This window comes from Paenibacillus sp. 32O-W, from assembly GCF_007679495.1.
Classification (GTDB): Bacteria; Bacillota; Bacilli; order Paenibacillales; family NBRC-103111; genus Paenibacillus_L; species Paenibacillus_L residui.
The window spans coordinates 25,359-39,497 of sequence record NZ_VEGP01000055.1 but is presented as its reverse complement, the minus strand read 5'-3'; the positions used below and the strand labels follow the sequence as shown (position 1 = coordinate 39,497).

Below are 14,139 nucleotides of genomic sequence, written 5' to 3'. Positions count from 1 at the left end.
GCATTATTTGGTGCTTCTTTGGACTACGCCAAAACCGGAAATTTACCAAGGATTACCTCGAAGTGCATAGGTCATGCATTATAGAGCAAAATGGCTATTTCATCCAGCCGGAAGGCTAAAATCTTAAATTAGCAAGTGAACATCAGCATTGATCCATTGCATGATACGGAATCTGACGAGGACCGCGAGAGACGCTCTTACCAATCGTGGTGGAACTATGCTTTGAAGGTTAGCTCGCCTTGCAGACTCCCTACTACCTTCCGCAAGCTTGCCGCCCACCTTGCCACCTCAAGCTTACTTCAAATTGGCGGACCAGTTCTCCGCGCGCTTCTGCAGATCGTCCAGGAACGATTGGATGTCCGGCGCATTGCCTGTCGCGGCTTTGCTTATGAAGCCGTTGACTGCGGGGACGATATCGCTCATGTAGAAGGGGTTCGCTTCATCCATCAGCTCCGAATGTCCGACCTCCGCGATTTTGAGAGCCATCTGGATATATTTGTCCTCCTTGTCGACGAAATCGGCATTTTTCAAAGTAGGCGTGTTGGAGAAGTTCTCATACAGATACTTTTGGGTCTGGTATCCGGACAGAAACTTCATGACCTCCCAAGCAGCGTCCACATCCTTGGCGTCCTTTGCCATGACGAACGGGTCGACCGCCACCCAGCCTTCTCCCTTGGGCCCCATATTCATCCGCGCCTCGAACCGGTCGAGCAGCTCTTTATTGTTGTTCGAGCGATACTCGCTCATCGTGGAACCGCCGGTCTGGTCGATGCCGATGGCGATCACATTCTTCTCCCTTCCAAAGTTCTCCGCCCCCTGCCCGTTGACGAATCCGGCCGGCGGAAGCTTGGCGGCTTCCTTGAGCCACTCCATTACTTTAACCATTTCCGGAGTATTCAGCTTCCACTTGATTCCTTTCAAATCGGTCAAATTTCCTTCCGCGCCCGGAGCATTAAAGGCCAGAGTCAGAGCAACGAAGGTGGAACCGTTGAGCGAGTTTCCGCTCCAGTACAATCCATAGTTATCCTCGCCGGTCTTCGGGTTCTTGCCGGTCATCTTCTTCGCTTTCTCCAATATTTCCTCCGGCGTCGGCTTCTCGGAAATCGGTTCGACGCCCCACTCCTCAAACAGCTTCTTGTCAAAGACAATCAGCCTGCGTCCCAGTATGGCCGGAATCCCGAATTGCTTCTTCCCGTCCGGCGACTTGGTGCTGTACGAATTATTCCATATTCCTTCCAGGTAGATGCTCGGATCAAAGCTGCTGTCCTTGGCGATCAAATCGTCAATATCGCGCAGCAGTCCTTCGTTGTACCATTGAGAGGCGAAAGCTCCCCCCGAATACAGAACATCCACATCCTTGGACATCAGCATCGCTGTTTGCTTGGCCTTTGCGTTCTCCCAAGGAATCTGGTAAATTTCCAGCTTGATGTTCGGGTACATTTTGTTAAAGGTCTGCTTCAAATACTGGTTGAGACCAACGGTCTTCTTCCCGGTTTGCGGGTCCAAGCCGTTGTCCAGATTCCAACCGGCCAGCGCTACCCGGACGGTGCCCTTCATATCGGACACTTTGCTGACATCTCCGTAGTCGCTGCCGCCGGAACCCGAGGAGCAGGCGACGATCGAAACCGCCATCAAGATGGATAGCAGGATTAACACGACTTTTTTCATGGAATAACCCCTTCCTTTTATATGAACTCGTGAACTGCTGAAGGGACCCGCTATGGTTGGTTATGCTGCGGGGTCTCTCTCCATTGAACAGACCTCTACCTTGGTCCGGAAACTCTATTGTTTAATTCCCGTCAAGGCAATGCTTTCGATAATATAGCGCTGCAGGAACAAATAGACGACAACGACCGGAATAAGGCTCACCGTAGTGGCGGCCATGATGATGGAAGGCTGCTGGTTGATGCCGTTGTTATAGGTGAACATAGCCAACCCGATTTGGATTGTGTATTTATCGGGGGTCTTGAGCGCAAGCAGCGGCCACAGCATATCATTCCAAACCCCGAGAAAAAGCAAAATAACCATCGTAGCGATAATAGGGGTGCACAATGGAAAATAAATTCTCCAGAAAACCGCAAACTCGCTGGCTCCGTCAATGACACCGGCCTCCCTTAAGCTGGAGGGCAATTGATCGATGAACGCCTTCGCCAGAAAGGTTCCGAAAGCATAGTTCATAGCAGGCAGGTAAAAAGCCCAGTACGTATCGATCAATCCGACTTTGCTGAACAGCAAATACTGGGGAATCATCGTCATTTCGAACGGAATCATCATCGTGCTCAGAGCCAGCAGCAGGACGATATTCGCTCCTTTAAACCGGATTTTGGACAGGGAATAACCCGACAGCAGTGCGGACATGGAGCTCACGAAAATCACTCCGGCGCTGACGAGAATCGAGTTCAAAATATATTTGGCCATGGGAATGTTGGTAAAAGCCGCTTCGTAAGTTTTGAAGGACGGCTCCTCGGGCCAAATCTTGGGAGGAAAAGTAATGTTCAGCCGGGCTGCCCAGTCAAAGCTTGTGATCAGCATCCATAGAAAAGGAACGATCATGACAAACGAGCCGATAAAAAGAACAATAAAAAGGAAAGTCTGTGCAGCAGCCTCCTTTCTTCGCCGACTGCCGATTTTGGGCTGTATTAATGGAGATTGAGGCTGCAGGGTATTCGTTTGGGACAATGCTCTCCCCCCTTAAGAAGTTTCTGCCTTGACTGCCATTCGATTTCTCATGAAATCGCCCCCACGAACGGTCTATAAAAATGAAAGGATTTCTCCGAAGTAAGCGTTTACCAATTAAGCCGGCGCAAGCCTTGGTTGAGCGGGGTTGAGCGCGGTTGCGCAGGGCTCTTCAGGATCTGCGATATCCTCCGTATCTTTCAGAGTAATTCCGAATACCGCACTTGCTTAATAAATCAGTCGATGCTGTTCTTCCTCCGATTCATCAGCATCATGAAGATGGTCAGGATCAAAATGATAATAAACAGCAAATAGGAAGCTGCCGTAGCTACGCCCATCTGCGAAGCGAGGAAGGCGTTCCGGTAAATATACAGTACCGCGGTCATCAGGCTGCCGCCCGGGTTGCCCGCCGTGCCTCCGATTAACCAAACATCGGTAAATCTCTTCATGCCCCCGATGGTACCCATGATCAGCATGAAGACGAAAATCGGTCTTAAATACGGTATTGTAATGTAATACCAGCGCTTCAGCCCGCCCGCTCCGTCCACCTCCGCCGCTTCGTACAATTCCCGCGGAACGCTTTGCAGCCCGGCCAGGAAAATGATCGTATTGTAGCCGAGAGCTCCCCATAAGCTCATCAGCACGATGCTGAACCGGGAGAACCGGGGATCGGTGAACCAGCCGACCGGCTCGATGTTAAACCAGCCGACGACGAAGTTTAGCAATCCTTCTTTGGCCGGATAAAACAGGAAGGAGAATAACAAGCTGGTGGCTACTGCCGAGACAACGTTGGGAAGAAAATAAACGCCTTTAAAAAAGTTTTTGCCGAGCTCCCATTTCAGACTGTTGATCAGGCTCGCCAGTATAAAGGACAGCCCGATTCCAAGAACAACCGAGAAAATCCCCATATAGAATGTGTTATACAAGGCCTGCCAGAAAATGGGGTCCTTCATTACATACTCATAGTTGCTCGCACCAACCCATGTTCCGGACATCGCCGATCCACCCGTCTGGAGGAAGCTCATATACAAGGCGGCAAACATAGGGTATATGGCAAACGCCAGCACTCCGACGATCAACGGGGCGCTAAACAAATACCCCATCCAATCGTTGCGGGTCAGGAATCGTTTGCGGCGTCGCACAGGTACTCGCGGCGGGTCGATATCCACTCCGGTTTTTACGGGCAAGTCAAGATCCCTCCTCCGATGTCGAAAATTCCCACTTCGTTACTTCTCTACACCATGCCGGTGCGGGCCGAGCCCTCGAAGCTTCTCCCGGGGAAAGCTCCGGCCTTCTGATTCCATGCCAAAAAAACCAAGGACAACTTGTACAGAAAGCAAATTTCCCGTTCGGAATTTCAGGTCCAAAGCCTGCCTTCTGTCCCCGGTACCACCTCCCTGATTCCAGAAATAAGGTATCACCAAGAATACTACAATTGCCTAAGGCTAACGCCAATGTCATAGAATCACTACATTTTGCACAATATTCAGAAAATTTAAGTAAAACATCTTAATCATTTACCGCATTAACCATTAAAGGTGGAGCATTTTCAGCTCGAGGTGGATAAAAATCAGGCCGGAAAGAAAGTCTCTAGAAATCCTAAACGGGGGACTAGGCTGTACCCCTGTTGAGGTGAAAATGAACGCTTGCATTATTAAGTAGTTGTCCCCCCTTTACCATTCATCGACTGCTTGAATTCCATCGGGCTCAGGCCGGTGTGCTGCTTGAAAACGCGGCTAAAATAACGAAAATCGCTGAAACCGATTTTCTCCGATATTTCAGCGACGGTATTCGAAGTCTGCAGAATTAGCTGCTTGGCCCTATCCACCCGAATTCCGTTCAAGTAACGGGTGAAGTTGACACCGGTTTCCAGCTTGAAGAGCTGGGACAGGTAATTTTTATTCAAATGGAAATGCTTGGCTGTCTGTTCCAGCGTAATCTTGCTGGCATAATTGACGGATAAATAGCTTTGAATTTCCACTATGACCCTTCTCCGTCCCGTATCCATCAGTCTTCGCTTCCGCTCCAGCAAATAAGTGCAGTACTGCTTCAGACGCTCCTTCGTCCGCTCGACGTTCCAGTGAAGGTTAAACCCCGGCCCTTCCCAATCCTCGACCGGTCCTATATCTTTGGCAGACGGATAACTGTTAAATTCCATCGCGCACACCTTCATCAAAGCGGCCGTCTTGTCTATACATTGCTTCGCTGTCCGGGGCGTACATCGGTCCGCCTGCAGCAGGGCAAAATGCTCCTCGATCGTCTCCAGAGCCTCGTCTTCCTTGCCATAGGTTAACGCATGTGTAATCCGCTGCCGGAAGCCGCTGTCAAAAAGAGCCACCAGATCGGCATCCTCACCCGCATTCGGCTGATCTGATAGCTCGCGGCAATGTACCGTAAAGGTTTCCTTACGGAACATGTTCATTTCTGCAGCTTTCTTCGCTTTGGCGTATCCGGTCAACAGCCGCTCCAGAGGGCAGAAGCCGCTAATTCCAAAACGGACATCAAGCTTAAGATGCTTCCGGATATGACCGGCTAGCTCTGTCCATCGGCGGATCAATCTTGCTTCATATTCACATAAGCTTTCCTGCGGACGGCTTTCCACAAGAAACACATATTCGTCATGCTCCACTTTGAAGAAATCCAGGTCTTCGTATTTATGAGCCAGCTCCTGAAGCAGATTAATCAGCGAGAAGCTGACCAGATAGCTGCCGTCTTCCCCAAACCGCAGCAAAGCCTCCTTCAGATTCACCTGCATGACGGTCACAGAAAACCTTACGAGGGTCGAGCGGAGACGGAACAGACCGGCTAATTCCTTGATTTGATGCGCTGCGTACCTATAGGTCAGGATATCTTTAAAGAAGCTCTCCACCTTATAACGCTCCTGCGGCAGTATGCTCCCCCATCCGTTTCGCGGCTTTTTCTGCTCTATCATTTCTGCGGCGACCTTACGAACACATTCGGTCAAATCATCGGGACGGATCGTCATTTTTAATAAAAAATCGGAGGCCCCGAGCAGCAGGGCTTCCTTGACATAATTGAAATCGTTCGTACAGCTCAGGACGATAAATTTGCTGGAGGGCTTGCGGGCCTTGACCTGCCGGATTAACTCAATTCCATCCATGTCGGGCAGGATCATATCGGTAATGATTAAGTCGGGCTGCCAATCCTCGAAACGGTCCATGACTTCTTGCCCGCAGGCAGCTTCTTCCACCCGGCTGAATTGCAGATCTTCCCAGGGTACGGAATGACGAATTCCATGACGGACAATAGCTTCATCGTCGACAATGACCAGATTCAGCATTCTCATCCTTCCTTTCCTAGTAAAGGCAGTGTGACCGTAACTATCCCTTCTCCGGTACGTTGTGAGCCGATCCTGGAACTGGTAGCAGACGGGAGCCTGTCCGATGAATGAAAATGCAATATTTACTGGAACAAAGTTAATCAGCCGTCCTATTCCGAAGGAAAACGCTCTCCGCCCGAGACAAGGATAAACGGCTATCGCCGTCCTTAGGGCGGGCGCGTTTACCGATGAAATATGAGAACAGGTATAGATGAAAACTTATACTTTCTAATATTTTGAAATAAATATCCGAACCAATCGCTTCGCGACAGTCTTCCCCGGGGCTTGCGACCAGGAACACGATAAGCCTATAGAACCCAATTCTGATTTTATAAAATTCATCCTGCTTTAAATGCTCTTGTCCGAATGCTGTATTATATTCGTTGGGGACAATTTTTTCCCTACTATATTCAAGGAAATAAATGGGATAAAATCTTGAAATAAAGAGGGGGATTTATTTATAAAAAGATTGGTATTGGAGAGTTGTTTTGAAGTTCAGCTATGCCGGATATCTTTGTTCAAAGACTCATGTATGCGTTAAGAAAAGACCAACCATTATGCTTGCATAGTGGATTGCTTTTTAGAAATGAAGGGAAGGAGTGGAGAAGGTTTAATCGAAGAGGCCTGTTAGTCAAATACATAAAGAGGAGGAAAACCGATGACCTGGATTATCGTTATCCTGTTGTTAATCAATACGGCGATTCTCTTGAACATCAACTATAAAATTAAAGGGAGAGATCTCGTTCAGGAAGCATTGGATAGGGATCAGCGAAGAGGACGTACAGTTTCTCGACAAAATAGAACTGAATAAGCATGCAAAACTTATACTTTCTTACCCCATTAGAAAGTTTAAGTTGAGTAAAGCATTAAAATGCCTGACGGAAAGCCACACGTCGCATCCGGGCCAGTAGAATCGCAAAGACGAGCAAAAATACATTAAAATCGTGCCTTTTCCCGAAAAGAAGGCGAAAGACGCTCAAATGTGCAGGTCTTTTTCACAAAATGGGGCCATTTCGCTAAAAACGCTCCAAAGACGTGCACTATTGCTCTAGAATCAGGTATGTGGCGACTTTTCTTCAAAAAGACGTGCGTTATTGCTGTAGAATTAGGCACTACGAGGTACTTTGAGGCTTTACTCGAAAGACCTGCAGTTTTGCTTGTCTTTCACACCATTCGGTGGACGATCCGGATTGGGGCGTTTTCAAAAAGCCAAGAGGAATGCTTGTTCGCTTATAGTTTGTGAAGTGAAACAACTAATGGCCCTGACCGAAAGGCCAGAGCCGATGCAAAATTCCGAGAGGCTTAACTCATTGTAAAGAGGTGCTTTTTACCAACAAGAAAAGGTTAATAACCATATTGACTGCTGGAATTATTATAATTACTTTATCCGTGTATTTTGTGAGGCAGAACATTTGGATCATCAACAATTTATGAAATATCCTGTCGAATTTGATGAAGAATCTTTATACTTTATCAAATCTAAGAACAGAAGTTACATTATTGCAGTGCTAAATCCTGCTTTAAGAAAATTATTCACGATGGAGATTTTTTATTAGCTCGACTTCGCAGCAAGCGCCGATAATCTTTTTGATAAAATTAAACCAGCCCACCGTAAACATCAGAAAATCTTTATTATAGCTGATAAATTTCAATTTGGAAGAATGGGGTGCGCCCCCGCCCATTTTTCCGCAACATTTATCGTAAAAAGAGCGAGGACAGCCTAAATAATCTTGTTCCCATGCGAATACATTGAAATTTAAGTATGCTTGTAAACGGCTTGCCCGGAATGCTTCCATAAGCCGGAATCCATCAGTTGATCCGCGAAGCTCCGGAACTGTGCGAGATCGATCTGCTGCTCCGAATCGGACCAGGCCTCCGGCGGATTCGGATGAACCTCCACCATGACTCCATCGGCTCCGGCCGCCAGAGCAGCTTTGGCACAGGGGAGCAGTATATCCTTACGCCCCGTCGAATGGCTGACATCGACCAGTACCGGCAGATGGCTCTCCTGCTTCAGAATCGGCACGGCCGAAATATCAAGTGTATTCCGGGTCCACTTCTCGTAAGTGCGAATTCCCCTTTCAATGAGCATCACCTGCGAATTGCCCCGGGAAACAATATATTCCGCCGCCATCAGAAATTCTTCCATCGTGGCGGCCAGCCCTCTTTTTAACAAGACCGGCAGCTTCATCATCCCGGCTTCCTTAAGCAGCTCGAAGTTCTGCATGTTGCGGGCGCCGATCTGGATAATATCGAGATATGGGGCGGCCGCTTCCAAATGAGCCGGCGTTACGACCTCACTGATAGTCAGCAAGCCGTATTCATCCGCCACTTCCTTCATCATCTTCAGCCCGTCTATTCCAAGCCCCTGGAAGTCGTAGGGTGATGTACGGGGCTTGAACGCCCCTCCGCGAATAATTCGAACCCCCTTCTCCCGCAAAGCTTCGGCTGTCTGCCGCATCTGCTCCCAGGACTCGATCGAGCACGGTCCGGCGATCAGCTCGGTGCCGCCGCCTCCAATCTCCACATCGCCGAATCGAATAACCGTATTCTCCGGTTGGGCCTGGCGGCTTACTCTAAGCGCGGGCTTGGCTGGCTTGACCGGCTCCTGCGTCGCTCTTGCAATGGCATCCCGCAATTGCCGGATCGCCTGACTGTTCAACGGGGCGTTCTCATCCTCCCCGGCCTCTCTCCACATCGATTCGGTCAAGCAGAGAGACCGCGCGCGATATTCCGCCGGGAGCTCCCGGAACACCCGGGCTCTCTCATTCAACAGACGAATGAGAACACTGTCGATTTCGTTCACTTTTCCTTGCAGAACCTGAAGCTGCTCGTTATTCATAATGATCTCTCTCCTTAACCTTGTATTCATACGCGAAAGCTTGGGTTTCTCCGGCCGACCATATAGGGGAAGAGCAAACACCGCGCGCCAGTGTTCAACTCCATTCCCGCCTCATGACCTGATATAACCAAAAAAGCTGCCTAACTCCGGGACGCGTCGACGTGGTACCACCCGAATTTAGACAGCTTCAAACAAACAAGCTTTCTCTCTCACCATGATAACGGTATGAAACCGGAACTCTCCTACTGGGCGCACCGCCGTTCAGAGGTCAGCTCAGGAGTGAACTTCGGCTGGCCGTACCCCCGGAACGCTCTCAGTCTACCGGCGTTCCGTCCCTGTGGGGACTGCTTCGCTTACTCTCTCCATCATAGCCATTTAGAATTAAATCTAAATTTTCAAACATTATATGTTCATTTCCAGAACAATGCAAATATTTGCTTAAAAGCGAGCCAGCTTTAAAGCGAAAAAGCACTGCTCATAAACCTGACTGGGCACTTTGAAGAGGCTAATAAGCATTCCGGGCGGCCCCCTCCCTCCAACAAGCTTCCATCTCGCGCAACGCGATACGGCTCTGGCAGGAGAAGGGTCCGGCTCCGGTCAACAAGCAAGCGAGTGCAGCGGATCCATTAACGCCGATTATCCAGACTTAGCAGGTTGTAAACGGCTTGGGCGCTTTCACTGCGAATCACCGCACCTTTAGGCTTGAAGGTGTTGTCCTCATAGCCGCTGAGCAAGCCCAGACGAGCTGCGGTATGGACATAAGCTTGCGCCCATTCGCTGATGGTGCCGGAATCGTTAAACACGGCCGGCACCTCCATACCGGGCTGCTCCCCTGTCATAACCGTATAGGTCCTTAGCAGCATCACCGCCATTTCTTCGCGCGTAATGGAAGCCTGCGGATGGAAGAGGCCTGCTTCGTCCCCGGTTACGATCCCGGCCTCCCGGGCGGCGGCTATGCTGGCCGCGTACCACTCGTCAGCCGCTACATCCGGGAAGCCGCTGCTGCCTGCTGCCTTCAGATCGAGCGTACGAACGAGCAGCTTGGTAAACTCGGCACGAGTCACCTCACGCCCGGGCTCGAACGTATCCGCCGTTACTCCATCGACGATATGCCGGGCAGAGAGTAAGCGGACCGCTTCGGCGGCCCAATGGTCGCTGGGGACATCTGTGAAGGTTTTGTCATATTCAAGCAGCATATAGTTCCCCGACCGGGTGACGTCGGCAGCCATCCGCTTCTCATCCCAGCGGCTTCGGAGATAATGAAATCCCCCGCCCTCTCTCCATTCATAAATCCCTGACAGGGAAGCCTGTTTATTTGGGGACAGCTTCAACGACATCCGAATCGGCGGCGCAAATGCTTCCTGCACCGTACGGCTGCCGTCCGGCTTCATTCCTGCAAACTCGATCCGATAGGCGTCAGAGGCCACCTGAATGGCTTCGGAGGAATGAGCCGCTGCTTGCAGACTTCTCGCCGCCTCCGTTGTAGATATGCGGGCTATATCCAGCACCAGCCAAGGGGCAGCTCCTTCCTGCTTGCCTAACGAATCCAGCATGGAGCGGATCGTAGCGGCGGGAATGGACAGCTCGCTGCCTTCAAAACGGACGATGACGGAATCAATCTTCTTGAAATCGGAATAGGCAGCGGAGAACACAAGTCTCCCCTTACCCTGCTCCAGCTCCACCGCAACGATGCCGGCTTCGGCCGTCTCCAACCTTTTGGCATCGACAATAATATCATCCGGCCCCGATGGGAGCTTTGTATCATCGCCGGGAGATGCCGTACCCGGCTTCGGAGAAGCGGCCGGATCCGGCGTAGCACTCGGCGTCGGCTGCGGACTCGGATCCGGCGTAGCACTCGGCGTCGGCTGCGGACTCGGATCCGGTGTAGCGCTCGGCGTCGGCTGCGGACTCGGGTCCGGCGTAGCGCTCGGCGTCGGCTGCGGACTCGGGTCCGGCGTAGCGCTCGGCGTAGGCTGCGGACTCGGGTCCGGTGTAGCGCTCGGCGTCGGCTGCGGACTCGGGTCCGGCGTAGCGCTCGGCGTCGGCTCTACCGGAGACTTAATCGTGACCGACTCCTCGATGGGATCGGCCGCCTTAGCCCCGCCTATCCTAATCCGATACGTCTGCCCCCGCATGGAAGCTGTAAACGGGAAATCAAATACATATTCCCCTGTCTCTGAACTGGCTGCCTGATCTACATAAATAACATTTTCACGGGAATCCAGCACCTGGATCGTAACCTGCAGATATGCATCCGGAGCGTTGCCCGAAACGGTCACTTTCGTCTCCGATTGGACAATACGCACGGGAGACCAGCCGGGAGAATCCGCCGCTGCGGCCGGCATCAAGCCCATAAGCAGAATTAATAGGGTCAGGATGGTAACCTTCTTCAAAATAGCAAGCCTCCTTTCAGGCATTTCATCGGACCGGAACGGTCACTCGATTGGACAGCGGCCTCATTCCGTCCAGACTGTCCCAGACGAAGGCGCGTACTTCATAGGTGCCGCTTGCCGGTATTTTGATCATCGCCGTAGGGGTTATGCTCTTGGCCGCCTCAACTTCTTGGGTAACGGCCGTATAAGCCACCATTTCTCCCGATGTAGTGTCGAACAGGCCCATGATCAGCGTCATCTGCTTGGAAGAAGTCGTCAGATTGGTAGCCTGCACGGTCATTTTCGCATCGTTGCCTAACCGGAATTCATCCGCGGGCGACTGCCATTCGATCCGGAACGGGTTCACGTCAATAGAGTCCAGCTTCGCCTGAAATTCGGCTTTCTGCAAGCTGTCCGGCAGCGCTTCGACCAGCTCCCGGGCAATGTCATAATAATCTCTATCCCTTAAGGCTTTGACTACCGCATCCGAGGCTCCGGCAATCTTCTCCTCCAAGGACCCCGGAATCAAATCGCTCGCTCCCCAGTTAAGATAGACGATGTTATCGCGAGTGATCATCTGACCATCGGCCGACAATACGAATAGTCTGGGCGTAATGTCCGTATCGTTCACACCGTCATTTTTATGAAATTTAAGAGTCAGGAGATCGGGAGCTCCCTCGAGTATTTTTTGCTTGCCTGCCAAATCCCCGGCCAGCGCATCATCGGGATTATGGATATCGAAGCTGACTTTCACCTCGCCGGGCGTGCTATGGTCTACTACCACATCCGCCTTCCCTTTCAGCGCAGGGCCCAGATCATACGTGTCATACGCCGCTTTACCGACATCATACATAATCGTGAAATTTCCCTTGACGAAGTTATCCGCCAGCGGAAGCTTCACATTCACTCCAATATTCGCTTTATCCGTTACGTTCGTGACAAGCGTCGCCGTAAATCGGGGCTGGTAAGTACCTTTGACATATTCGAAAACCCGGTCATACACATTCCGACGAATGACGGATAGGGAGTCTGTTTCCTTGTTATCTCTAGGTGCATAAGCGAAGGCACCCACGACAATCGGATTGGAGCTTAAATAATACGTGTTGGCCGCTTCCGTCATATAACCGCTGAAGTAGCCGTAATTCAAATATTGGGCCAGCGTCCGGTAATCATCATATTCCACCTCGATGGAGCCCCCAACTCTTCTCGCCAGCTCTTCGGTTGCCGGGAAAATCTGCTTGCTGGAATTTCTGAAAGCATAGGAAGGCTGAATGGAGGCCGTGTCAAAGCCAAGATCCCGCCAAATATAAGGTGAAGCCGGTCCTATGTAAGGAATCCAGGTGAAATAGTAGCCTTTCTCGTGCAAATGATCGGCCGCCGCACGAATCATTTCCACCTCTCCATCCTTGGCCAGCACCCTCTCGTGATACCAGTAGAAGCTGTTCAGCTCCAAATGATCATATCCCGCAGCTTTAAAACGGCTAATAACCTCATCGATATACCAGCGGACAATGGCCTTTTTGTTCTCTACCGCCAGTCTTGCCATTTCGTAGGAACCTTCTTGGGATTGCGGATCCATCCCCTTCTCTCTCACCGCAGAGGCAAAATCGCCGGCATAAGTATAGAATGGGGCGCCATAGCCAATATCGCCGAAATCATTGCTTTTGTTCTGGTCGTCCAGATACGGAATAGCCATATTGATTCTCACTTTTTTATCCGTGCCCAGCTGCTTGTTCAATTCTCCGACCGCCCAGTTGATTGCCCCCAGTTGGGTTTCCTGCTGGAAAATAAAATCGACGAAAGCCAGCATGTCGCCTTTGGTTTTGTAAATGGCCGCACCGGTGCCGGTCGGCGTCGTCGGAGTAACCATCGCAACGACCGGAATCGCCAGAATGTCATCGAAGTACCAATCGGTGTAGCGGCCTTCGATGTCCCGGTGGCCAAGCATCGTCATCACTTTCTCCCGGGTCCAGTCCGTAAAATGCTTGTTCGCCTCATTCATAGGCCCCGTATACCACAAAAACTGGTGAGCGACCTCCGCCCCTTCCGGCACCCCCGGCTTCACCAATTCATCGTAAGTGAACCCGTCCGGGAAGTTCAGAGTCTCCGGCAGAACGGCATCTTCCGCCATCCCTTCCACACCGCGAATTTCAATTTCGTCCGCCCACCCGAACGTATCGATCACAAAGACCAGCTTCACATAGCGCGCCTGCACCGTCAGCTCGGAGCCATCCGGCAATGACGACAGCTTGTACAGCTTGCGGTCCATCTGGGTCGAACCGGGGTTGTATGCATAGAACAGCGGGACATCCGGCTCGGCGACCCCCACGTAGTGATACTGCTCCCCATCGTTCGAAACATAGTACCTGACGTTAAAAGGAGGAGCAATGCCAACATCGCTTCTTTGCCCGAAGCTGATCGACATCTCCTTCACGGTCTGAATGTCCCCGAGATCAATGATGACCTCTCTCTTCATCTTGCGGTAGAAAACAAACCAATCCGTTACATTGCTCCAGTCGCTTAAATTGCCGAGCTTCCCGTCCGTAAGCAGCGCCAGCTTGGCAGTGTCTCCCTTGTCCGATTCCTTCTCGTATTTCAGCGGCTCGTTATTGATCACATCGAAATGAATATCCGGTTCCAGAATAGTGACGGAGCGATTTAAAGCCAGATTTGTGTAAGTGCTTTCATTAACGGTCATGTCAAAATCCACGGCCGCCTGAGCTCTCTCCGTTGGAAAAACACCCGTGAACCAAGACAGAACCATGCACAGTACCATGACGATACTTATCCTTCTTTTGGCACTCATTCTTCTTCCTCCCCAAAAATCGGATTTTCCTTGCTACAAGTTCGGGTAACCATACATCTGCTGATACGATCCCCACTTGGTTGGCAAGCGCTTTCGATATCCT

Annotated in this window: 9 protein-coding genes; 1 reads left to right on the top strand and 8 read right to left on the bottom strand. The window is 50.9% G+C overall.

Annotated features, from left to right (window positions below):
* Nucleotides 1–294 precede the first annotated feature (294 nt).
* From FS806_RS18970 to FS806_RS18955, 4 genes are all read right to left on the bottom strand, one after another.
* Nucleotides 295–1,668: an extracellular solute-binding protein gene (locus FS806_RS18970; protein ID WP_144939765.1), complete on the bottom strand. Its 1,374-nt coding sequence runs from the start codon at nucleotides 1,666–1,668 to the stop codon at nucleotides 295–297.
* 114 nt (nucleotides 1,669–1,782) lie between these two features.
* Nucleotides 1,783–2,628 (bottom strand): carbohydrate ABC transporter permease, encoded by an 846-nt coding sequence (locus FS806_RS18965; RefSeq protein WP_260982169.1) that lies wholly within the window; start codon nucleotides 2,626–2,628, stop codon nucleotides 1,783–1,785.
* 284 nt (nucleotides 2,629–2,912) lie between these two features.
* On the bottom strand, nucleotides 2,913–3,779 hold the full coding sequence (locus tag FS806_RS18960) for a carbohydrate ABC transporter permease (RefSeq protein WP_144939775.1): 867 nt from the start codon (nucleotides 3,777–3,779) through the stop codon (nucleotides 2,913–2,915).
* Nucleotides 3,780–4,330: 551 nt separating this feature from the next.
* Complete coding sequence (locus FS806_RS18955) at nucleotides 4,331–5,983, bottom strand: response regulator transcription factor (RefSeq protein WP_144939763.1); 1,653 nt, start codon at nucleotides 5,981–5,983, stop codon at nucleotides 4,331–4,333.
* A 691-nt stretch (nucleotides 5,984–6,674) separates the two neighbouring features.
* Between FS806_RS18955 and FS806_RS25860 the strand changes: the two genes are divergently transcribed.
* Nucleotides 6,675–6,827: a hypothetical protein gene (locus FS806_RS25860; protein WP_186328433.1), complete on the top strand. Its 153-nt coding sequence runs from the start codon at nucleotides 6,675–6,677 to the stop codon at nucleotides 6,825–6,827.
* Between the two features lie 718 nt (nucleotides 6,828–7,545).
* Here the strand turns inward: FS806_RS25860 and FS806_RS26295 are convergent.
* The 4 genes from FS806_RS26295 to FS806_RS18940 all read right to left on the bottom strand — a co-directional run bounded on the left by FS806_RS26295 (nucleotide 7,546) and on the right by FS806_RS18940 (nucleotide 14,036).
* The gene (locus FS806_RS26295) at nucleotides 7,546–7,812 is read right to left on the bottom strand and encodes a hypothetical protein (RefSeq protein WP_222126715.1); all 267 of its coding nucleotides are present in this window, start codon (nucleotides 7,810–7,812) and stop codon (nucleotides 7,546–7,548) included.
* The gene (locus FS806_RS18950) at nucleotides 7,773–8,858 is read right to left on the bottom strand and encodes a bifunctional 3-deoxy-7-phosphoheptulonate synthase/chorismate mutase (RefSeq protein ID WP_144939761.1); all 1,086 of its coding nucleotides are present in this window, start codon (nucleotides 8,856–8,858) and stop codon (nucleotides 7,773–7,775) included. Before FS806_RS18950 ends, FS806_RS26295 begins: the two co-directional genes overlap by 40 nt.
* Nucleotides 8,859–9,484: 626 nt before the next feature.
* Nucleotides 9,485–11,251 carry an S-layer homology domain-containing protein gene (locus FS806_RS18945; RefSeq protein WP_144939759.1) on the bottom strand — a complete coding sequence of 589 codons (1,767 nt, stop codon included), beginning with the start codon at nucleotides 11,249–11,251 and terminating at the stop codon, nucleotides 9,485–9,487.
* Nucleotides 11,252–11,276: 25 nt separating this feature from the next.
* Complete coding sequence (locus tag FS806_RS18940) at nucleotides 11,277–14,036, bottom strand: DUF4855 domain-containing protein (protein WP_144939757.1); 2,760 nt, start codon at nucleotides 14,034–14,036, stop codon at nucleotides 11,277–11,279.
* Nucleotides 14,037–14,139 lie beyond the last annotated feature (103 nt).